This is a genomic window from Corynebacterium sp. USCH3, assembly GCF_037619475.1.
In the GTDB taxonomy this organism is placed as follows: domain Bacteria; phylum Actinomycetota; class Actinomycetes; order Mycobacteriales; family Mycobacteriaceae; genus Corynebacterium.
Genome location: NZ_JAQPZT010000003.1, coordinates 502,929 through 524,551 on the forward strand (window position 1 = coordinate 502,929; position 21,623 = coordinate 524,551).

The 21,623-nt window shown below is 67.8% G+C and carries 20 protein-coding genes, 2 tRNA genes, 1 pseudogene and 1 riboswitch; of the genes and pseudogenes, 16 read left to right on the plus strand and 7 right to left on the minus strand.

Features of this window, described 5'->3' with window-relative positions:
- Positions 1-45: 45 nt before the first annotated feature.
- Positions 46-117: transfer RNA gene (locus PQI66_RS08505), tRNA-Gln, on the minus strand.
- Between the two features lie 70 nt (positions 118-187).
- Here PQI66_RS08505 and mfd point away from each other — a divergent pair.
- On the plus strand, positions 188-3,916 hold the full coding sequence (gene mfd / locus PQI66_RS08510; RefSeq protein WP_339997462.1) for a transcription-repair coupling factor: 3,729 nt from the start codon (positions 188-190) through the stop codon (positions 3,914-3,916).
- A 31-nt stretch (positions 3,917-3,947) separates the two neighbouring features.
- Complete coding sequence (locus PQI66_RS08515) at positions 3,948-5,105, plus strand: MazG nucleotide pyrophosphohydrolase domain-containing protein (protein ID WP_339997464.1); 1,158 nt, start codon at positions 3,948-3,950, stop codon at positions 5,103-5,105.
- Here PQI66_RS08515 and PQI66_RS08520 read toward each other — a convergent pair.
- Genes PQI66_RS08520 through PQI66_RS08530 form a run of 3 tightly spaced genes read right to left on the minus strand, consistent with a single transcriptional unit; the run spans position 5,032 to position 7,576 of the window.
- Positions 5,032-5,955, minus strand: a complete 924-nt coding sequence (locus PQI66_RS08520; protein WP_339997466.1) for a metal ABC transporter permease — start codon at positions 5,953-5,955, stop codon at positions 5,032-5,034. The genes PQI66_RS08515 and PQI66_RS08520 overlap by 74 nt on opposite strands.
- Positions 5,955-6,653, minus strand: coding sequence for a metal ABC transporter ATP-binding protein (locus PQI66_RS08525; protein WP_339997467.1), 699 nt, complete (start codon positions 6,651-6,653; stop codon positions 5,955-5,957). Before PQI66_RS08525 ends, PQI66_RS08520 begins: the two co-directional genes overlap by 1 nt.
- Complete coding sequence (locus PQI66_RS08530) at positions 6,653-7,576, minus strand: metal ABC transporter substrate-binding protein (protein ID WP_339997468.1); 924 nt, start codon at positions 7,574-7,576, stop codon at positions 6,653-6,655. The genes PQI66_RS08525 and PQI66_RS08530 overlap by 1 nt, the downstream gene beginning before the upstream one ends.
- 129 nt (positions 7,577-7,705) lie before the next feature.
- Here PQI66_RS08530 and PQI66_RS08535 point away from each other — a divergent pair, with 129 nt between their 5' ends.
- The 7 genes from PQI66_RS08535 (at position 7,706) to PQI66_RS08565 (ending at position 12,832) form a co-directional block, all read left to right on the plus strand.
- Positions 7,706-8,377 (plus strand): metal-dependent transcriptional regulator, encoded by a 672-nt coding sequence (locus tag PQI66_RS08535; protein ID WP_339997470.1) that lies wholly within the window; start codon positions 7,706-7,708, stop codon positions 8,375-8,377.
- Positions 8,374-9,075, plus strand: a complete 702-nt coding sequence (locus PQI66_RS08540; protein ID WP_339997471.1) for a hypothetical protein — start codon at positions 8,374-8,376, stop codon at positions 9,073-9,075. Before PQI66_RS08535 ends, PQI66_RS08540 begins: the two co-directional genes overlap by 4 nt.
- Positions 9,076-9,165: 90 nt before the next feature.
- Entirely contained in the window at positions 9,166-10,446 is a 1,281-nt protein-coding gene (gene eno / locus PQI66_RS08545) for a phosphopyruvate hydratase (RefSeq protein ID WP_339997472.1), read from the plus strand.
- A 30-nt stretch (positions 10,447-10,476) separates the two neighbouring features.
- Entirely contained in the window at positions 10,477-11,199 is a 723-nt protein-coding gene (locus tag PQI66_RS08550) for an FtsB family cell division protein (protein ID WP_339997473.1), read from the plus strand.
- Entirely contained in the window at positions 11,199-11,786 is a 588-nt protein-coding gene (locus tag PQI66_RS08555; RefSeq protein ID WP_312980932.1) for a DUF501 domain-containing protein, read from the plus strand. The genes PQI66_RS08550 and PQI66_RS08555 overlap by 1 nt, the downstream gene beginning before the upstream one ends.
- Positions 11,783-12,742, plus strand: a complete 960-nt coding sequence (locus PQI66_RS08560) for a Ppx/GppA phosphatase family protein (RefSeq protein ID WP_339997475.1) — start codon at positions 11,783-11,785, stop codon at positions 12,740-12,742. The genes PQI66_RS08555 and PQI66_RS08560 overlap by 4 nt, the downstream gene beginning before the upstream one ends.
- 16 nt (positions 12,743-12,758) lie before the next feature.
- Positions 12,759-12,832, plus strand: a tRNA-Leu gene (locus PQI66_RS08565).
- Positions 12,833-12,955: 123 nt separating this feature from the next.
- Here PQI66_RS08565 and PQI66_RS08570 read toward each other — a convergent pair.
- On the minus strand, positions 12,956-14,107 hold the full coding sequence (locus tag PQI66_RS08570; protein WP_339997476.1) for an SPFH domain-containing protein: 1,152 nt from the start codon (positions 14,105-14,107) through the stop codon (positions 12,956-12,958).
- 155 nt (positions 14,108-14,262) lie between these two features.
- Here PQI66_RS08570 and PQI66_RS08575 point away from each other — a divergent pair, with 155 nt between their 5' ends.
- Together PQI66_RS08575 and thiC are read left to right on the plus strand one after the other, a co-directional pair.
- Complete coding sequence (locus tag PQI66_RS08575) at positions 14,263-15,015, plus strand: sulfite exporter TauE/SafE family protein (RefSeq protein ID WP_339997478.1); 753 nt, start codon at positions 14,263-14,265, stop codon at positions 15,013-15,015.
- Between the two features lie 52 nt (positions 15,016-15,067).
- A riboswitch (TPP riboswitch) is annotated at positions 15,068-15,176 on the plus strand.
- Positions 15,175-16,932 (plus strand): phosphomethylpyrimidine synthase ThiC, encoded by a 1,758-nt coding sequence (gene thiC / locus PQI66_RS08580; RefSeq protein ID WP_339997480.1) that lies wholly within the window; start codon positions 15,175-15,177, stop codon positions 16,930-16,932. (Overlaps the previous riboswitch by 2 nt.)
- Here the strand turns inward: thiC and PQI66_RS08585 are convergent.
- Positions 16,923-17,105 carry a hypothetical protein gene (locus PQI66_RS08585; protein ID WP_339997482.1) on the minus strand — a complete coding sequence of 61 codons (183 nt, stop codon included), beginning with the start codon at positions 17,103-17,105 and terminating at the stop codon, positions 16,923-16,925. The two genes, thiC and PQI66_RS08585, sit on opposite strands and share 10 nt — an antisense overlap.
- On the opposite strand from PQI66_RS08585, the gene PQI66_RS08590 reads away from it, so the two are divergent.
- The 5 genes and pseudogenes from PQI66_RS08590 (at position 17,095) to PQI66_RS08610 (ending at position 19,972) form a co-directional block, all read left to right on the plus strand.
- Positions 17,095-17,265 carry a hypothetical protein gene (locus tag PQI66_RS08590; RefSeq protein ID WP_339997484.1) on the plus strand — a complete coding sequence of 57 codons (171 nt, stop codon included), beginning with the start codon at positions 17,095-17,097 and terminating at the stop codon, positions 17,263-17,265. The genes PQI66_RS08585 and PQI66_RS08590 overlap by 11 nt on opposite strands.
- Positions 17,266-17,507: 242 nt before the next feature.
- Positions 17,508-17,886 (plus strand): annotated as a pseudogene (locus tag PQI66_RS08595) (aldo/keto reductase); the annotation flags it as partial.
- A gap of 221 nt (positions 17,887-18,107) precedes the next feature.
- Entirely contained in the window at positions 18,108-18,548 is a 441-nt protein-coding gene (locus PQI66_RS08600; protein ID WP_339997485.1) for a VOC family protein, read from the plus strand.
- A 67-nt stretch (positions 18,549-18,615) separates the two neighbouring features.
- On the plus strand, positions 18,616-18,795 hold the full coding sequence (locus PQI66_RS08605) for a hypothetical protein (RefSeq protein WP_339997487.1): 180 nt from the start codon (positions 18,616-18,618) through the stop codon (positions 18,793-18,795).
- Positions 18,796-19,051: 256 nt separating this feature from the next.
- Positions 19,052-19,972, plus strand: a complete 921-nt coding sequence (locus tag PQI66_RS08610) for an NADP-dependent oxidoreductase (RefSeq protein ID WP_339997489.1) — start codon at positions 19,052-19,054, stop codon at positions 19,970-19,972.
- Positions 19,973-19,991: 19 nt separating this feature from the next.
- On the opposite strand, the gene PQI66_RS08615 is transcribed toward PQI66_RS08610, so the two are convergent.
- A complete protein-coding gene (locus tag PQI66_RS08615) occupies positions 19,992-21,623 on the minus strand; it encodes a CotH kinase family protein (RefSeq protein ID WP_339997492.1) in 1,632 nt (543 codons plus the stop codon).

Sequence of the window (21,623 nt, forward strand, 5' to 3'; positions counted from 1 at the left end):
ACCTGTGGTCCGACGAACCGGTACACCCCACCCGGACACGAAAAGCTCCCCCACCAGGACTCGAACCTGGAATGACGGTACCAAAAACCGCAGTGTTGCCGATTACACCATGGGGGAAGGACCAGGTCCGTGCGTCCCGGTCAACCGGTCACTCTACCTGATGGTCGTCAGACTACGATGGTTGCCCATGAGTGCCACCCACACAACCCCGACACCTCCGCTGTCCGGGGTACTGCGTTCCGTCGCCTCCGATCCCAAACTCAGGGGCATGGTCACCCACGTCGGTGACCGGCGTCTGCACCTGCAGGGGCCGGAGGCGGCGTGGCCGTTCGCCGTCGGCACGCTGGCACAGCACGCGCCGGTCCTGCTGGTGACGGCGACGGGACGCCAGGCCGAGGACCTCACGGCCCAGCTCACCGGAATGCTGGGGGACCGGGTCGCGATGGTGCCGTCCTGGGAGACGCTCCCGCACGAGCGGCTGTCACCGGGGGTGGAGACGGTGTCGCAGCGTCGTCAGGCGTTGTACCGGCTCGCCCACGGCGATGTCCGGGTTCTCGTGGCACCGACCCGGTCGGTGGTCCAGCCCGTGATGGCCGGCCTGGGGGACGTGGAGCCGGTACGGCTCGTGGAAGGCGAGGAACTCGACTTCGCCGACGTGCAGAAACGCCTCGTGGAATTCGGCTACACCCACTCGGACGTGGTCGGCCGACGTGGCGAGTTCGCGACCCGCGGAGGGATCCTCGACATCTTCCCGGCGACCGCGGAGATGCCGGTGCGTGTCGAGTTCTGGGGCGACGAGGTCAGCGAGGTCCGGGCCTTCTCGGTGGGCGACCAGCGCACGATCCCGGAGGCGGTGACGCAGCCGGTGCTCGCGCACCCGGTCCGTGAACTGCTGATCACCGACGACGTCGCCCGGCGCGCCGCATCGCTGGCACGGGAGAACGCGGGCAACCCGGAGCTGGCGGAGGCGTTCGACAAGATCAGCCAGCACACCCCGGTGCAGGGGATGGAGTCGCTGATCCCGCTGCTCTACGACGGGCCGATGCAGACTCTGCCCGAGCTCATGCCCGACGGCGCCCACACCGTGGTGCTCGCGCCGGCGGCGGTGGAGCGCCGGGCGGAGGATCTCATCGCCACCGGCCGTGAGTTCCTCGCCGCCGGATGGGAGGTCGCGGCGATGGGTGGTGCGGCGCCGATGGACGTCAATGCCATTAACGCCATCGCCGACAGCTCCGGCGACCGGGACGTCGACCGCGCGGGGTACCGGAGCCTGGCGTCGTTGCGGGCGACGCAGGACGCCCTGGAGGCACCGTGGTGGACGCTGTCGCCGACCGGTGTCGCGGACTGGGACGACGACGCTGATGACGAGTCCGAGCCGCTGCTGCTCGACTTCGACCCCGCGCCCGCGCCGCACGGTGAGATGGAGGCCATCGGCCAACTGATGTCCACGATCCGTCGTCGGGTGGAGGACGGCGGACGGGTGGCCTACGCGGCACCGTCGCCGACGATCGTGGCCCGGATGCTGCGGCGGTTCCGGGAGGCCGGGATCGCCGCGGAGGCCGTGGGGGTGGACCTTGACGGCATCACCGGGCAGGGGCGGATGCGTCGCTCGAAGCACACCCCGGACGAGGTTCCCGCCGCCGGGACGGTCAGCATCTACCAGGCCGCGGCGCACGCCGGGCTCGACACCCGCGAACTGCTGTTCGTCACCGAGTCCGATGTCACCGGCAACCGTGTGGAGGCCAGCGCGAACGGGCGGCGTAAACCGGCCAAGAAACGCAACCGGGTGGACCCGCTGGCCCTGGCACCGGGTGACCTGGTCGTCCACGACCAGCACGGCATCGGCAAGTTCGTGAAGATGACCGAACGCACGATCGGCAAGGGGCCGGACGCGTCCCGACGTGAGTACCTGGTGCTGGAGTATGCCCCGTCGAAGCGGGGTGGTCCCGGTGACCAGCTGTACGTGCCGATGGACCAGCTGGACCTGCTGTCCCGCTACGTCGGTGGCGAGAAGCCGTCCCTGTCGAAGATGGGCGGGTCGGACTGGAAGAACACGAAGAAGAAGGCCCGGGGAGCGGTCCGGGAGATCGCCGGCGAGCTGGTGCAGCTCTACGCGGCCAGGCAGGCCGCACCCGGCTACGCCTTCGACCCGGACTCACCGTGGCAGCGGCAGATGGAGGAGGCGTTTCCCTTCACCGAGACCGAGGACCAGTTCAACGCCATCGAGGCGGTGAAGGGTGACATGGAAAAGCCGGTGCCGATGGACCGGGTCATCGTCGGCGACGTCGGCTACGGCAAGACCGAGGTGGCGGTGCGTGCGGCCTTCAAGGCGGTGCAGTCCGGTCGACAGGTCGCCGTCCTGGTGCCGACGACGCTGCTGGCGCAGCAGCACTACCGCACGTTCATCGACCGGATGCAGGACTTCCCCACCCAGGTCCGGGAGTTGTCGCGTTTCACCTCGCCGAAGGAGTCGGCGGAGGTCTTCGCGGGCATGGCCGACGGCACCGTCGACATCGTGATCGGCACGCACCGGCTGCTGGGGACCGGGATCCAGTGGAAGAACCTGGGGCTGATCGTCGTCGACGAGGAGCAGCGTTTCGGTGTGGAGCACAAGGAACACATCAAGTCGCTGCGTACCCACGTCGACGTGCTGACCATGTCGGCCACCCCGATCCCGCGGACCCTGGAGATGTCGATGGCGGGCATCCGGGAGATGTCGACGATCCTCACCCCGCCGCAGGACCGGCATCCGGTGCTGACCTACGTCGGCTCGCAGGACGAGAAGCACGTGGCGGCGGCGATCCGTCGGGAGCTGCTGCGCGACGGGCAGGTCTTCTACGTCCACAACAAGGTCAAGAGCATCGAGGACACCGCCTCGAGGATCCGGCAGCTCGTGCCGGAGGCCCGGGTGGTCGTCGCGCACGGCCAGATGAGTGAGGAACAGCTCGAGACCACCGTGCAGGGTTTCTGGGACCGGGAGTTCGACGTGCTGGTGTGCACCACCATCGTGGAGACCGGGCTGGACATCGCCAACGCCAACACCCTGATCGTGGAGAACGCCCACCACATGGGACTGTCCCAGCTGCACCAGCTGCGTGGACGCGTCGGGCGCTCGCGTGAGCGTGCCTACGCCTACTTCCTCTACCCGAAGGGGGAGACGCTCACCGAGACGTCCTACGACCGGCTGACCACCATCGCGCAGAACAACGACCTGGGCGCCGGCATGGCGGTGGCGATGAAGGACCTGGAGATGCGCGGGGCGGGCAACGTCCTGGGTGCCGAGCAGTCCGGCCACATCGCCGGGGTCGGCTTCGACCTCTACGTCCGGCTCGTCGGTGAGGCCGTCGAGGCCTTCCGCGCAATGGCGGACGGGGAGACGGTGGACGGTTCGGACACGGCGGAGCGTCGGGAGATCCGGATCGACCTGCCGGTCGACGCCCACATCCCGGTGACCTACATCGCCAGCGAGCGGCTGCGTCTGGAGGCCTACCGGAAGTTCGCCGAGGCCACCGACGACGGTGCCCTGGAGCAGGTCCTGGAGGAGCTGCGGGACCGCTACGGCGACATCCCGGAGGAGGTGCAGCGACTGGTGGTCGTGGCACGCCTGCGGATGGTGTGCCGGGACCTGGACGTCACCGAGGTCATCCAGACCGGGGCGAAGATCAGTTTCTCCCCGATCACGCTGGCGGACTCCGGACAGGTGCGGCTCAAGCGGCTGTTTCCCGCGGCGACCTACCGTGCGACACCGAAGACGGTGCTGGTCCCGGTGCCGAAGGAGGGGTCAGGGATGCGTGCCGTCGCCCTGCGCGACCTCGACCTGGTGCAGTGGTGCGCCAACGTGCTCACCGACCTGGCGGGCGTGCCGCGACGCGACGTCACGGCGGTGGCCGGACACACGGAGCCGGTTACCCGCTGAGACCGGACGGTGACCCGGTACACTGACCTCCATGTCAGTCGTGCTGCTGGATCCCAGGTTCCCCGCGATGCTGCCTGTGGAGGCGGTACCGCTGCTCGGTGATGACGTCTGCTACACCGAGGAGGTGCCCGTACGGATCCGTTGGGTCATCGCCGACCTCGGCGGGCACACGGTGGACGACACGGAGGTGATCGTCACCACCGACCTCGCCAATGACGCGGTCATGGAACGGCTCGAGCGCGGGGACGCGCTGGTCAAGGCACCGAGTCTGCTGATGGAGATGGCCGGTGACCGGGAGATCGAGGCGCCGTCGGACACGGCGTTGGCTGCGACGACCGGGCAACAACCGGCGGCCGTGGACTACTCGGGCGGCGGCGTCGTGGACGGGGAGATCGTCGGCACGGACGACCACACCGCCGCGGTGGCAGGACTGCGACGCACCTCGCGCACCGAGGTGCCGTCGTCGGTGATGGACGAGGTCGAGGATGCCGTGGCGCTGATGACCCGGGCGATGCGGCAGGGGGAGTGGGAGCAGTCCCAGACCCACCACTCCTTGCTGGCCTACCTGCGGGAGGAGACCGAGGAACTGGCTGAGGTCATCTCCCAGGTGGAGCCCGGTGAGGACGAGTCCGGCATCGACCAGCAGGAGCTGTGCACCGAGCTGTCGGACATTCTGCTGCAGGTGCTCTTCCACGCCGAGATCGCCAACCGGCGCGGCGCGTTCGACATCGGGCACGTCGCCGGCGCGTTCGTGGCGAAGATGCGCTCGCGGGCTCCGTACCTCTTCGAGGACGTGGAGCGTCCGGTGTCCCGTGACGAGCAGGACCGTCTGTGGGCCGAAGGACGGGAGAAGGAGGGTAAGCCGGCCTACAAGGAGAAGGCCACACACCGTGAGGAGCCCCATGCCGGGACCTTCGCCGCGGTGACGGCCCCGTCGCCGTCTGCACCGTCTGCACCGTCTGCACCGTCTGCACCGTCTGCGCTCGCGGCAGCCGAGGAGGTCATCATCCTGGCTCGTCGCAACGGCCTGCACGACTCCGAGATCCCGACGGACATCCGGTTCCCGATGATCGGCCTGGAGCGGGACAACGTCGGCGACTCGGACAACCGGCTGATCACCGCGGTGGAGACGTTCCGTCGTGAGCTGGAGCACCGCTTCGGGGGGAACTCCGAGGGGTGGGGGAAGTAGCGCGACGGCGTCGCAGCACCGCCGTGGTCACCAGTCCCTCGCGCGGGGCGAACAGGTAGACCAGCAGGAAGACCCCGGCCTGGACCAGCACGATCGCGCCGCCGGCGGAGATGTCCTCGTAGAAACTCAGCCAGATCCCGGCCACCGAGCTGCCCCACGCCACGGCCGGGGCGATGAGCATCATCCGGGCGATCCGCCGGGTGAGCAGGTAGGCCGTCGCACCGGGGGTGATGAGCAGGGCGACGACGAGGATCACGCCGACCGCCTGCATGGAGGCCACGACAACCAGGGCGAGGCAGACCATCACCGTCCACCGGATCGCGCCGGTGCGCATCCCGATGATGCGGGCATGATCGGGGTCGAAGGCCCAGGCGGTGATGGTGCGGCGCATGACGAGCATGATCACCAGGGCGAGTGCGCCGAAGAGGAGGACCTGGACCAGCGACTCCCGGGAGATGCCGAGCAGGTTGCCGAAGAGGATCTCCTGCAGGTTCGTCCCTGCCGGGGTCACCGAGACCAGGACGAGCCCGAGGGCGAACAGCGCGGTGAAGATGACCCCGATGGCGGTGTCGCCCTTCAAGGTGGTGCGTTGCCCCACCGCCCCGACCATGCCGACGGCGAGCAGCGCGGCGATTAGGGCGCCGACGGCGAACGGCCAGCCGAGGATGTAGGAGACCACCACCCCGGGCAGGACGGCGTGGGAGACCGCGTCGCCCATCAACGACCAGCCGATGAGCACGAGCCAGCAGGACAGCAGGCCCGCGATCACGGCCGTGACCGTGGCCACGAGCAGGGCGCGCTGGATGAATCCGTACTCGAGGGGTTCGAGGAGCCACAGAAGGTCGGACATTATCTCCCCTCTCCGGGTGTGCTGAAGGTGGACAGGAGGTTGCCGGTGGTGAGGACGTCCGCCGGGGCGCCGTGGGCGACGACGGTGCGCTGCAACATGGTGACCGTGTCGCACAGCTCCGGGACGGAGCCGAGGTCGTGGGTGGAGATCAGGACGCAGCGTCCGTCCCCGGCCATGGCACGCAACAGGTCGCTGATCGTCGTCTGGCTGACCGTGTCGACCCCGGCGAACGGTTCGTCGAGCAGGACGACACCGGCGTCCTGCGCCAGCCCGCGGGCGACGAACGTCCTCTTCTTCTGGCCGCCGGAGAGCTGGCCGATCTGACGGTCGGCCAGTGCGGTCAGGTCGGTGCGGGCCAGGGCATCGTCCACCGCCTTCCGGTCGGCGGGGCGGGGACGTTTGAGCAGGCCCATGTGCCCGTAGCGACCGGTCATCACCACGTCGCGCACACTCACCGGGAAGGTCCAGTCGACCTTCTCCGACTGGGGCACGTAGGCGGTGCTGCCGGTGACGGTGACTGTCCCGGTGTCGGGGCGGACGCCACCGGTGAGGGTGGCGAACAGGGTGGACTTGCCGGACCCGTTCATGCCGACCAGTCCGTGGACGGCGCCGGCGTCCAGGTCCAGGGAGACGTTGTCGAGTGCGCGGACCGTCCCGTAGCTCACCGACACGTCCCGCAGGGTGATGGCGTGTCCCACTAGCTGTCGCCCCGCATGCCCGCGACGATGGTGTCGACGTCGTAGCGGATCAGGTCGAGGTAGGTCGGGGCGTCGCCACCGGCCTCGGTGAGGGAGTCGACGTAGAGCGTGCCGCCGTCGCGCGCGCCGGTGTCCCGGATGAGCTGCTCCTTCGGCCCCGGGTCCACGGTGGATTCGCAGAAGACCGCGGGGACGTCGTTGTCGTCGACGAAGGACGCGGCGGTACGGATCTGGTCGGGGGTGATCTCCGCGTCGGAGTTCACCGGCCAGATGTAGCTCTCGGCCAGGCCGGCGTCCCGGGTGAGGTAGCTGAACGCGCCCTCACAGGTCTGCAGGGCACGCTGACTCTCCGGCAGGTGGGACAGTCCCTCGGTCAGGTCGTTCTGGACCTCGTCGAGCTGTCTCTTGTAGGCCTCGGCGTTGTCCCGGAAGGTGTCGGCGTCGGCCGGTTGAAAGTCGCTGAGGGCCTCGACGATGTTGTCGACGTAGACCGTCGCCAGCACCGGGCTCATCCAGGCGTGGGGGTTGGGTTCGTCGGTGCCGTCGATCGGGACGGGGTCGATGCCCTCGGTGACGGTGACGCGGGTGGCGTCGGAGTCGGCGGTGAGCTTGTCCACCCAGTTCTCCAGTCCCAGGCCGTTGCTGAGGATCACCTCGGCGCCGGCGGCAGTGCGGATGTCCCCCGGGGTGGGGTCGTACCCGTGGATCTCGGCGCCGGGGCGGGTCAGCGAGGAGACCTCGAGGGCGTCCCCGGCGACCTCCTGTGCCATGTCGGCGAGGATCGTGAAGGTGGCGAGGACCTCGGGGACGTCACCGCCTGTGCTGCCTGTGCTGCCTGTGTCACCTGACGAGCAGGCGACGAGGCCGCCGGCCAGAAGGACGGAAGCGGTTGTCGCGGCGGTTCCGCGGATAGTCGGGATCACAGAAGTTCTCCATGGGCGATGAGATAAGTTCAACAACGCGAACTCTATACTTCATGCCGTTTTACCCGCAACGGTGCCGGTGGGGCCGTTGCCGTGGAGCACAGGGGGAGTTGGGGTAGACTCACCGCCATGCATGTCACCGATCTGCCGGACCGGTCGCAGGACTACCTCAAGAAGATCTACGATCTCCAGGAGTGGGACCGCAGCGGCGCGTCCCTCTCCGTCCTCGCCGACGAGCTGGGGCAGCGCCGCTCCACCGCGTCGGAGGCGGTGAAGCGGCTCGTCGCCGAAGGGCTCGTCGTCCACGCGCCCTACGGTGACATCACCCTCAGCGAGGACGGTCGGCGACTGGCCCTGCAGATGGTCCGCCGCCACCGGCTCATCGAGACCTACCTGCTGCGCGAGCTCGGCTACGGTGTCGATGAGGTCCACGACGAGGCGGAGGTCCTCGAACACGCCGTGTCCGACACCTTCATCGCCCGTATCGACGCGGCGATGGGGCACCCCGTCCGCGACCCCCACGGTGACCCCATTCCCGACCCGGACGGGGCGATCGCTGTCCCGGACACCGAACCACTCTCCGAGGCGGGTGTGGGCCAGCGACTGCTCGTCGACCGGATCAGTGACCGCGACGGGGCACTGCTGCGCTACCTGCAGGACAACGGCATCGCGCCGGGGGCCCGCCTCGTCGTCGGGGAGCGCCCCTACCCGGACATGGCCGTGGTCACCGTGGAAGGGCGTGACGTCCAGCTCTCCGTCGCCTCCCTGTCGGCGATCCTCTGCCTCGCGGAGGGGACGTGACGGACGTGTCCCGAGGCTCCCGTCCGAGCGGCCGCGCCGGGTGCGGCGGCTTCCTCGGCCTGGTCGCCACCGTCCTGCTCGTCGTCATCGTCGTCGGGGTGTTCCTGGTCGACGAGCAGGAGCCCGAGGAGGAGCGCGTCCCGGTGCCGGAGGACGTGCCGCCGGCGCGCGCCGCCACCGTGCACGACCTCGCCGCCACGGCCGAGTCACTCTCGATGCCCGAAGACCACCTCGCCGGCTACGTCAGTGGCGCCCAGACCGCGGCGACGGAGTTCCCGTCCTGCAACATCGCCTGGAACACCCTGGCGGGCATCGGGTTCATCGAGTCCCACCACGGCACCTACGGGGTGGGGGAGGACGGCGGTCGCATCATCGGGCCACGGTTGGACGGGTCCGGCGACTTCATGGAGATCCCGGACACCGACAACGGTGAACTCGACGGGGACCCGGAGTACGACCGTGCCGTCGGACCGATGCAGTTCCTCCCCGAATCCTGGGGGATCTACGGCGCCGGGGGAGACCCCCACGACATCGGCGACGCCGCGGCCGCCGCCGGACGTCTGCTCTGCGGCCATGAGCGGGACCTGGACACCGCCGACGGGTGGAGTCGGGCACTGTTCAGCTACAACCGCTCCGAGGAGTACATGATCTCGGTGCGGGACGCCGCGGCGAACTACGCGCTGGGTCAGGCGGCCTGACCGGTCTCCTGACGGACACGGTGCCGATAGGGCAGTATGATGGTGACTGACATCCCACCGACTTCTCCAGCCGAGGAGGCTGACACCCACATGGCCGAAATCATGCAGATCATCGCCCGCGAAATCCTGGACTCCCGTGGTAACCCGACAGTCGAGGTCGAGGTGGGTCTGGACGACGGCTCCGTCGGACGGGCCGCCGTGCCCTCCGGTGCCTCCACCGGCGTGCACGAGGCGCACGAGCTGCGTGACGGTGGTGACCGTTACCTCGGCAAGGGCGTCCTCGGCGCAGTGAAGAACGTCATCGACGAGATCGACGAAGCACTCGTCGGTATCGAGGCGGACGACCAGCGCCTCGTCGACCAGGCCATGATCGAACTGGACGGCACCCCCAACAAGTCCCGTCTCGGCGCCAACGCCATCCTCGGTGTCTCCATGGCCGTGGCCCGGGCGGCCGCCGAGTCCGCCGGCCTGCAGCTCTTCCGCTACGTCGGTGGCCCCAACGGCCACGTCCTGCCGGTGCCGATGATGAACATCCTCAACGGTGGTGCCCACGCCGACTCCGGGGTGGACGTCCAGGAGTTCATGATCGCCCCGATCGGTGCGGAGACCTTCAGCGAGGCCCTGCGTATCGGCGCCGAGGTCTACCACTCCCTGAAGAAGGTGCTGAAGGACAAGGGACTGTCCACCGGCCTGGGTGACGAGGGTGGCTTCGCCCCTTCCGTCGACTCCACCCGTGCGGCACTGGACGTCATCGACGAGGCGATCTCCGCCGCCGGTTACACCCTCGGCACGGACGTGGCCCTCGCGCTCGACGTCGCCGCCTCCGAGTTCTACGAGGACGGCCACTACAACTTCGAGGGCGGCAAGCGCACGGCCGAGGAGATGGCGACGGTCTACGGCGAACTCGTCGAGGAGTACGCCCTGGTCTCCATCGAGGACCCGCTGCACGAGGACGACTGGGAGGGTTGGGCCAAGCTCACCGCCGAGATCGGCGACAAGGTCCAGCTCGTCGGCGACGACCTCTTCGTCACGAACCCGGAGCGCCTGCGCCGCGGCATCGACGAGGACGTCGCCAACGCCCTGTTGGTCAAGGTCAACCAGATCGGCACCCTCACCGAGACCTTCGACGCCGTCGCCCTGGCACACAACAGCGGCTACAAGTCGATGATGTCCCACCGCTCCGGTGAGACCGAGGACACCACCATCGCCGACCTGGCCGTCGCGCTGAACTGCGGCCAGATCAAGACCGGTGCCCCGGCACGCTCCGAGCGCGTGGCCAAGTACAACCAGCTGCTGCGCATCGAGAGCTACCTGGAAGGTGCCGCGGTCTACGCCGGTGCATCCGCGTTCCCGCGGTTCACTGCGAAGTAGTCCCGGGGCAACGGGCTAGAATCGGTCCCCATGGGTACACGCGACCGGAGGGACCGGGACGACACGAGGCCGTCGGACGAGCGCGACAGCGCACGTACCGACGGCCCCGGTCTGCCACGACCACGGTCCGTGGAGAAACGCGACCGGCGGCAGCGGCAGGTACGGCAGGCGCCGCGGAAGTTGGCGCGGTCCTTCGTCGAACTCCCGAAGAAGATGAACCCCCTGGTCACCGTCGCGGTGATCCTGGTGGTGGCGTTCGTCGCCCTGTCCGTGGCGACACCGCTGCGCAACTACTTCCAGCAGCGTGCCGAGCTGGCGGAGGTCAACGCCACCATCGAACGGCAGTTGGCGGAGCGTGATGACCTCAACGCCGAGCTCGACCGGTACAACAGCGAGGCCTACGTGCGGGAACAGGCCCGGACACGCCTCGGGGTCGTGGAGCCGGGGGAGTCCGCCTTCCGCCTGATGGACCCGCGGATCAACACCAGTTCGCCGACCGACCCGGGCGTGGAACACGATGATTCCGAGCCCGACCCCTGGTACACCCAGCTGTGGGGCTCCGTCGCCACGCCCGACGAGGACGGGGACAGCGACGGCGACAGTGAGCCGGGGCAGGGCGGCCGTCGTGACGGTGAGTCCGGTAATCTGCCGATTGACCCGGACCAGCCCGAGGCGCCCGCCCAGGAGGGCGACCCCGACCTGCAGCGTGAACTGCAGGAACAGCAGCAGCAACAACAGCAGGGAGCACAGTAGTGACCGTGAGCGAGACCGACTACGAGACCATGTCCCGCCAGCTCGGACGCAAGATCCGTGGTGCGATCGAGGTCTCCTACCGCACCCCGGACGGGGCGCCGGCCGTGGTCAAGACCGCCCCGCGCCTGCCGGACGGCACACCGTTCCCCACGCTGTACTACCTCACCGATCCGCGGCTGACCGCCGAGGCGTCCCGCCTGGAGGTCGCCGGCGTGATGCGCACGATGCAGGCCCGCCTGCGGGAGGACGCCGAGCTCGCCGCCGACTACCAGGCGGCCCACGAGCACTACCTGGCGGAGCGCGACGCCATCGAGTCGTTGGGCACGGACTTCTCCGGCGGCGGTATGCCGGACCGGGTGAAGTGCCTGCACGTGCTGATCGCCTACGCGCTGGCGGAGGGTCCTTCGCGGGTGCGCCTGGGTACCGAGGCGGTGGCGCTTGCTGCGGCGCACACCCCGAAACTCTCCGGTACCGCCATCCCCGCCGACTGGCCCACTCCGGAGGACCTCGGCACGTCCATTGAGGTGGCGTTCGACGAACACGTCGACGAGATGACCTATGACCGTTCTGACGAGGAGGACCAGTGACCGGCACCTTCGCCGCCATCGACTGCGGCACGAATTCGATCCGTCTGCTGATCAGCGAGGTCCTCGACGACGGGAGCCTGCGGGAGATCAACCGCGACAACATCATCGTCCGACTCGGACAGGGTGTGGACGCCACCGGACGGTTCGCCGACGCCGCGCTCGACCGTGTCGACGAGGCGCTGGGCATCTACGCCGACCGGATGATCATGAACGGGGTCACCGACGTGATGATGGGGGCGACGTCCGCCACCCGCGACGCAGAGAACCGTGAGGACTTCTTCGCCATCACCCGTCGTCACCTGGGGCGCGTGGCCCCGGGTGTGCAGGCGGAGGTCGTGACAGGTGTACGCGAGGCACAGCTGTCCTTCGCCGGGGCCGTCGCCGACATGGACTCCACCGACGGGCACATCTGCGTGATCGACCTGGGCGGGGGATCCACCGAGTTCGTCGTCGACGCCTACGGGGAGGGGAGCGGTCAGGCGTACTCCGCGGACATGGGCTGCGTGCGGCTCACCGAACGCTACCTGCACACCGTGCCGCCCACCGACGGGGAGATCGCCGAGGCCCGGGCCTACGTGGACGGTCTGATGGCCACCGTGGAGGAGAACGTGGACCTCGACAGTGTGACCCGCGTCGTGGGTGTCGCAGGCACCGTGACGACCGTGGCGGCAATTCAGCAGGGGCTCACCGAATACAACCCGGAGAAGACCCACATGTCGGAGATTGACCTGGCGGGCTTCCGGTCGACGGCCCGCTCTCTGCTGGGCGAGACGGTGGAGCAGCGCCGGGAGCACCCGGCGATGCACCCGGGGCGTGCCGACGTGATCGGTGGCGGTGCGATCGTGATCGACGCCTTCGCCTCCCGGTTCCTGGACAAGGGGCTGACGTCGATCACCGTCAGTGAGAAAGATATCCTGGACGGTATCTTGGCCGAGGTCATCGAGCGCAACAGCTAGACGGCCCGGGAAGTACGCCCCTTTAGCCCAATTGGCAGAGGCAGCCGACTTAAAATCGGCACAGTGTGGGTTCGAGTCCCACAGGGGGCACTCTTTGTCCGGGCGTGCCGCCGGCTGATCACCGCCGTCGACCTCATGGCGTGATTCAGGTGCCGAAAACGGTATGCCGAGAGGCTCGGCATCGACCGATTTCGGCACCTGGGTTACGCGCACCTACTCGGTGGTCGCGACCTCGCCACCCCGGGACCCGGCAGCGGTCTCCCGTAGGTTCGGGATCACTGCGGCGAACTGGCCGAGCAGCTTGGTCAGGTCCTGCCCTTCACCGACCATGGTGAGGTTCGCGCCGGTGAGGCCCTCCGCCATGGCGGAGAAGATCTCCGGAAGCTGGTCGACGACCTGCTTGTCCAGGATCACGCCGTTGTTGGACGCCACTGCCGCGGCCTCGGTCCGCAAGGCCGCAGCCTTCGCCTCGGCGTTGATCCGGGTGCGCTCGGCCTCCGCCTCCGCCGGTTTGATGACCTCAGAGACTAGCTCCTGCTCACGCAGCGCGGCCTGCGACTCGGCTAGACGGGCCTGCTCCTCGGCGACCTCACGGTCGGTCTCGGCACGGCGACGCGCCAGGGCGGCCTGTGCGGCGATGACCTGCTCCTGGGCCTCGGCCTCAGCACGCGGACCCGCGGCGTTGGCCTCGGCCTTGGCGGCGGCGATCTCCTTGGTGTTCTCCGCGACCTTCGTGTCCGTCTCCCGCTGGAAGTCGGACTTGCGACGCTCGGACTTCTGCTGCTCCTCGGCGATCTCGGCGTCCCGCTGGGCCTCGGCGACGGCACGCTCACGCTGGACGCGGGCCAGCTCCGGGGCGGAGAGGGCCTGGATGTAGCCGTTCGGGTCGCTGATCGAGTTGATCTGGAAGCTGTCGATCTGCCAGCCGAAGCGCAGCATGCGCGGCTCGGCGTTGGAGAGCACCTGGCTGGCCAGCGCCGTGCGGTCGGAGATCATCTCCTCCACGGTGAGCTGCCCGATCATCGCGCGGGTCTCGCCGGAGAAGATGTCCTGGGCGGTGGAGACGATCTGGCCCTGATCGACACCCAGGAACCTGTTCGCAGCCTCGACCACGCTGTTCTTGTCCGCGGTCACGGAGAACACCACGGAGGCCTCGACGTCCACGTCGACGTTCTGCTTCGACTGGGCACGCACCGCGATGTTCACGGTGTTCGCGCCGATGTGGAAGCGCTGGACACGGTGCAGCACCGGGACGGACCAGGCACCGCCACCGATGACGACACGGTAGGGGTTGTCGGGTTTACGCGCGATCATGCCACCGGTGATCAGCAGGGCTTCGGTCGGCTTCGGGACATCGTAGAGCATTCGTTCTTCTTTCGGTCGCAACGGGGAACGGGCAGGAGAACACTTAGTACACCCTGAGCATATCGCACAGGGGGAAACGTTCTCGGGGACGGGCGACCACGGACGGCAGGCCTGCCGACGTACCGGCGTGCCCACGGTGTTTATGCTCGGGGGTTGTGTCCACCGTCGCGATCGTGCTGATACTCGCCGTTCTTGTCGGAGCGGTGCTCCAACGCATCACCGGGATGGGCGTCGGTCTGGTCGCCGGCCCGGTGCTCTCCGTGGCGCTGGGCCCGGCGGCGGGAGTGACCGTGGTCAACGGACTGTCCACGATCAACGCGGTGAACAACGCCTGGGCGGTGCGGGCGAAGACCGACTGGCGACGTTTCAGCTGTCTTGCCGGGGGACTGTTCCTCGGCTCGCTGCCGGCAGCGTTCGTCGTCCTGCTCATCGACGGCCCCTGGCTGCTGGTCACCGTCGGTGTCCTGGTCCTCGCCGCACTGGCGGTCACGTTGTTCCAGCCGGACACGGCGCGGGTGTCGGAACGAGCCGTCGTCCCCATGGTGCTGGCCGGAGCTGCGGGCGGGTTCATGAGCACCGTCGCCGGCATCGCGGCGCCTGCGTTCACCGTGTACGCGCGCCTGACCGGCTGGGACTACCGCGACTTCGTCGCCACACTGCACCCGGTGATCGTCGTCGCCAACTTGCTGTCCTTCGTGCTCAAGATCGTCATCTTCGGTGGCGTCGACGTCGGCGGCCTGCCCGCCTGGTTGTGGATCCTCGCCGTCGCCGCGATCTTCGTCGGAGCCTGGTTCGGCGACAGACTCTACGACCGGCTCTCCAGCGACGGGACGAGGAAGCTCGCCACGCTGCTGGCATTCGCCGGTGCGGTGACGCTGGTCATCAATGGTGTCGTAGCCATGCTCTGAGCAACGCTGAGCGTTGACCGATTGCAGGTGCTGTGCCGCCGTGGTAGGCATGAGGCGTCCACACGGGTGCCCCACGAGGGGCTGAGACCGGACTGTGATCGTCCGGGACCGTCGAACCTGATCCGGTTGATACCGGCGTAGGAAGTGAGGAGCGTAGCTGTGTCTACTCCGTCTGCCCCGTCCACCCCTGTCCAGCAGCACCCCGCGCACCGTCGCGGATGGATCGAAGACCATGGTATCCGGGTCCCGGTCACCGAGATCCACCAGGAGGCCTCCCCGGACGGCAGTCCCAACCCGCCGCTGCAGGTGTACCGGACCGCCGGGCCGGGCAGCGTTCCGGAAGAGGGCCTGGACCCCTGGCGTGATGAATGGATCCGGGCACGCGGCGACACCCGGGTCCAGCGAATCCGTGAACGACAGTTGCTTGACGACGGCCGGGCCGCCGTGCGCCGCGGCGCACCGTCCCAGCAGTGGCAGGGACGACGTCCCGAACCCCGTTGTGCGGCACCGGGCCGCACGGTGACGCAGATGCACTACGCACGTCGGGGTGTCGTCACCCCGGAAATGCGGTTCGTCGCCCTGCGGGAGAACTGCGACGTGGAACTGGTGCGCAGCGAAGTCGCCGCCGGTCGCGCGATCATCCCGCTCAACATCAACCACCCGGAAGCGGAACCGATGATCATCGGTCGGGCGTTCCTGGTGAAGGTCAACGCCAATATCGGCAACTCAGCGGTGACCAGCTCAATCAGCGAGGAAGTGTCGAAGCTGGAGTGGGCCGCGACCTGGGGTGCCGACACCGTGATGGACCTGTCCACGGGCAACGACATCCACACCACCCGGGAGTGGATCATCCGGAACTCGCCGATCCCCATCGGCACGGTCCCGATCTACCAGGCACTGGAGAAGGTCGACGGCAACGCAGAGGCACTGACCTGGGACATCTACCGTGACACGGTGATCGAACAGTGCGAGCAGGGCGTGGACTACATGACCGTGCACGCCGGCGTCCTGCTGCGCTACATCCCGCTGACCGCCGAGCGTGTCACCGGGATGGTGTCACGCGGCGGATCGATTATGGCTGGTTGGTGCCTGGCACACCACGAGGAGAACTTCCTCTACACGCACTTTGATGAGCTCTGCGAGATCTTTGCGGCCTATGACGTCGCCTTCTCCCTCGGCGACGGTCTGCGCCCGGGGTCGATCGCGGACGCGAACGACGCCGCACAGTTCGCCGAACTCGACACCCTCGCCGAACTGACACGCAGGGCCTGGGAGCACGATGTCCAGGTCATGGTGGAAGGTCCCGGGCACGTCCCATTGCACAAGGTTCGCGAGAACGTCGAACGTCAGCAGGAGTTGTGCGATGGGGCGCCGTTCTACACCCTCGGGCCGCTGGTCACCGACATTGCGCCGGGGTACGACCACATCACCTCGGCCATCGGGGCGACCGAGATCGCCCGCTACGGCACCGCCATGCTCTGCTACGTGACTCCCAAAGAGCATCTCGGTCTGCCGAACCGGGACGACGTGAAGACCGGTGTCATCACCTACAAGATCGCCGCACACGCCGCCGACGTGGCCAAAGGGCATCCGGGTGCCACCGCACGCGACGATGCCCTGTCCACGGCCCGGTTCGAGTTCCGGTGGCGGGACCAGTTCGCCCTCGGACTGGACCCGGTGACCGCACAGGACTTCCATGACGAGACGTTGCCCGCCGAACCGGCGAAGACGGCTCACTTCTGCTCGATGTGTGGACCGAAATTCTGTTCCATGCGCATCTCGCAGGATATCCGGGACACCTACGGCACTGCCGAAGCTCAGGCGGCGATTGTCGGGATGCAGCGCAAGAGCAAGGAATTCCTCGCCACGGGCGCGCAGGTGTATCTCCCGCATCCCACGGTGGGCGATCAGAGCTGACTGCGCAGCTGCTGCAGGGCCCGGTGCGTCACGGAGCCCTCCGCGGCGGTCCAGATCACCAAGTGCTGTTCCGGGGCGCCCACGGAGAGCTCAGCGACCAGGTTCGCCCGCCGGGAATCGTCGGGGTACTTCGCCGCCTCCATGCGTAACTGGGAGGCGGCGGTGCGGGCCACCGTCTCCCCGTCCGTGTACAACGAACGCATCCGGGGATCGGTGAACAGGAGCCGGAACAACTGGCACATCCACCACGCATCGTCCGGCGGTGGTCAGATCCTGCTGTGCACCGACGGCAGCGGCTGGTACCAGGCAGAGGGGGAGGCGCAGGCCACATGACACCCCGGAACCGTGGTGAGCATCCCCGCAGGGGTGAAGCACCGGCACGGGGCGACTGCGGACTCCTGGTTCACCCACCTCGCGATTGAGGTGCCGGGTGAGGACACCGGCAACGAGTAGTTGGAGCCGGTCACTGACGAGCACTACAACGCACTGACGAAGGAGAACCGATGACGTACAGCCAGACCCACACCCTGTCCAATGACGTGGCGATCCCGGCGCTGGGACTGGGAACCTAGTTCATCGACGACGACAAGGCAGCCCCAGACCGTCCGGGATGCGGTGAAGGCCGGTTACCGCAACATCGAACCCGCCCAGGCCTACGGCAATGAGCGCGGGGTCGGTGAAGGGGGCCGTACCAGTGGTGTGACACGTGGGGACCTGTTCGTCCCCACCAAGCTCGCCGCCGAGATCAAGGACTACGGCGGTGCCGTCGCCGCGATCGGCCGTTCCCTGGAGACCATGGGACTGGACTACCTCGACCTGATGCTGATCCACGCCCCACAACCGTGGGACGACTTCCGGGGCGGCGACTACGCCGACGGCAACCGTGAAGCGTGGCGCGCCCTGGAAGAGGCCTACCGGGCAGGCACACTGCGGTCCATCGGGGTCTCCAACTTCCTCGGGAGCGACCTGATCGACTACTGCGCATCCAGGCCAGGGGCGTGGTGGTCGAGGCTTATTCACCGATCGCCTACGGCGAGAAGGACTACGGTGCGAGCAGCGCGTTTCCGGTGTACAGCGGGAAGTAGACGAGGAGATGGCGGAGCCCCTCGCCCACGGGGCGTTGCGTACAGCCACGGGGGTCTACGGGGAGAGTCCACAGGTCTAAGCTCGGCACCATGGCACTTCAGCGCATGGACCATGTCACCGTCGTCGTCCGGGATCTTGATGCGGCAGTCGACTTCTTCGGGGAACTCGGGATGGAGGTCGACGGGAGAACACAGGTCCACGGTGAGTGGGTGGACCTGATCTGCGGTATCGACGGGGTGACCGCGGACATCGCGATGCTGCACACTCCGGACGGTCACGGACGCATCGAGCTCACCAGGTACCTGAGCCCGGAACCCGGGCCTGCGGCGCAGGCACCGGAGCCGGTGGAGGCGCCGGGACTGCGCCAGGTCATGTTCGCCGTCGATGACGTGGACGATACCGTCCGCCGACTCGTCGGGCACGGTTCCGAGCTCGTCGGTGACATCGTCCGGTACGAGGACGCGTACCGGCTGTGCTACCTCCGGGGGCCCGAGGGGATCATCGTCGCGTTGGCGGAAGAACTCCGCTGAGACGCGTATCCTGGTCTGCGCAAGGTATCCGACACGTGGACCAGAGACAAGGGAAGTGGAGGCCACGATGAGTGACGACAAGAAGCGCGACGACCGTGACGATGTGGACCCCGACCTGAAGAAGGTCGCGGACGACGAGTCGGAGCGCCCCGGTTCCGGCAAGGAAAGTGCTGAATCTGCCGAGCGTCGTGTGGACCAGTGGGAGGAAGAGTCCTTCCCGGGCAGTGATCCGCCCGCCCACTACTGACATATCTTTCAGAGTCCCTTCGCCCCTGTCCTCGCGGACGGGGCGAAGGGACTCTGGTACGAGGGGGGGGAATGTCGCTCAGGTACTCGCGACGCTCATACAGCGCTCACCGAGGAGATGCGCGGCGCTGCCCGCGTGGAGGTCGGGGTAGGGGAACAACCATGGTATGCCCAGTTCAGCGCCCGGTACGGGGGTAGTGCCCCAGGGGGTATGGAATACGACGGTGTTCCGACCTGTTGGCTGACACATGCGTGCCATGACTTACCCGGAATACGGAAATCCTGACATTCTGCAGCTCACTGATGTGCCGGTGCCCAAAGTAGGCCCCGGCAGCATCCTAATCCGGGTCGAACGCGCCGCCGTGAACCCCGTCGACTGGAAAGTGATGTCCGGCGGCCTCGATTCGATGCTGGAGGCCGTCTTCCCCGTCATCCCGGGGTGGGACGTCGCCGGCACCGTCGAAGCGACGGGGCCTGATACCCCCGAATTCTCGGTGGGAGACCGGGTTGCCGCCTATGCCCGCAAGGAAATCGTCCACGGTGGAACCTATGCGGAGTATGTCGCCGTCCCTGCAGAATCGGCGTCGGTCATCCCTGCAGACGTGGACATCGACACCGCCGCCAGCATTCCACTGGTGGGAGGCACCGCACTCCGCGCCCTCGAGACGGTGCAGTTGTCGCCCGACGACACACTACTGATCCACGGAGCGTCCGGCGGGGTCGGGCATATCGCCGCACAACTCGCCGTCGACTACGGAACCACGGTGATCGGTACGGCATCGCCGAAGAACCATGAACGGCTCCGTGAGATGGGCGTGACGCCGGTCGCCTACGGCGACGGACTCGAAGACCGGGTACGTGAGATCGCGCCGGGCGGGATCACCGCCGTCGTCGATTTCGTCGGCGGTGTGCTGGACCAGAGCCTCGCCCTGCTGGGGGAGGAGCGCGGAGACCGCCTGGTCTCGATCGCGGACAGCGAGGTCGAGGAGCACGGCGGGCGCTGGGTGTGGGTCCGTCCGGACGGCGGACGCCTGCATTACCTGCTGGAGAAGGTCTCCGAAGGGGCGGTCTCGGTGCACATCGACCGGACATTCCCCCTGGCGGACGCCGCCGAGGCGCTGGAGGTCTCGAAGTCGGGGGAGGCCAACGGAAAGCTCGTCATCGACGTGACGCGCTGACCTCGTCGGCACGCCCAGGTCAGGCCTCAGTGGTCTCGACGTCCGGGGGTGCGCCCATGCCCATCCCGGAGCTGGGTTCGGGAGCCGTGTCGGGGAGCGACTCCAGGGTGGACCGGATCGACTCCGCGAGTGCTGTTGCGCCGGTGTCTCCGGCGTCCTCCGCACGGGTGGTGAGGTCGTCGAGGGTGTCGGCGGCGTATCCGCTGGCGATCAGCTGGTCGTAGAGCTCCGCGTAGGCGCTCTCGTACATGGCGTAGAACTCGTTGTTGTCGAGGAACCGCTCCTTGAGGATACTGCTGTCACTTCCACCGCCGGGTCCACCGTCCTCCCCGTCCCCGCGGTCGGGCATCTGCGGCATCTCCTGGTCCCCACCGCCGGTGTCGCCACCCGGTGCCGGGCCACCCTGGGGCATCTCAGGCATCTGGGCACCGTCGGGAAGCTCCGGCATGTCGCCGTCCTGCGGCATCTGGGGCATGCCCTCGGCACCCACGCCGCCCATCATTCCGGACAAGGCCATGTTCAGATCCCACGACAGGATCGTGAACTTCTTTTCCGTGGTGTCGTACCAGAGGTAGTAGTTGTTTCCCGGGCCGTCCATCGCATCGTTGTTCGCCAGGATCTCCTGCATGGCGAGGTACTGCGCGAAGGACTCGGTGTCGACGTAGTCGTCCAGGTCCTCGGAGAACTCCTCGTCGGAGGACCGGTTGAGGAACTTCGCCAGGCTCATCACCGGTTGGAGGTCGTACCCACCGTCACTGTTGATCTGGTTGAAGGAGTCCTCGTAATCCGTCGGGTCGTCCCCGAGATAGTCGAGGGACCCGCCGGCCCGGGCCTTGTACAGCACGCCGTCGCCGAGTTCATCGGCCCATGCGGCATCCGGTGTGTCGACGACCAGGCGCGAGGCGCTCTCGCCTCCGTTGACCGTCACCGTGGAGAAACTGTAGTCCTGGGTGGTCTGTTCGCTTTCCGCAGTCATCTCGAGTGCGAGCGCCTCGTTGAGCGCCACGTCCGAACCGCTGGCGGCGGGCCGCAGGGCGATCTCGGTCATGCCCTGGTACGCCCGTCCTTCCGCGTACTCGTCGAAGCTGATCAGCCAGGGAAGCTCCTCGGGAGAGTCCTCGGAGAGCTGGGTCATCATGCCGCCCATGCCGCCGCCTTCCTGGCCGTCAGGCATCGCCATGCCCTCCGGCACCTCCGGCATCTCGGGCATCTGGCCGTCCTCGCCCTCCCGGCCGCCACCGGCCCCCATGCCGTTGCCGCTCAACGACGACAGCGTGGAGTTGCCCTTGAGTCGGAGCCCCACGTCCTCGATCAGGGTGCCGTCGATGGTGATGTCGGCGTTGATGAAGTCTTTCTCACCCTCCTTCTGGAAGGTCGAGATCATGTCGTCGTACTCGGCCTGGTTGACGGTGATCTCAATGGTGTGGTCGCCGTCGTCGAGGAGGTCGGACTCGCCCTCAATGTTGTTGGTGATCACTGTCTCCGAGACCAGGCTGGAGGTGATGTAGGGACGCACCATGCTGGCCCCGAACACGAGGGCGATGGCCACGCACACCGCCACCGCTGCGACGAGCAGTTTCCAGTGATGGCGCAGCCGCACCGGCAGGCGGTGACGCAGCGGCGTCCGTTGTGTGTTGGTGGGCTGGGTCAT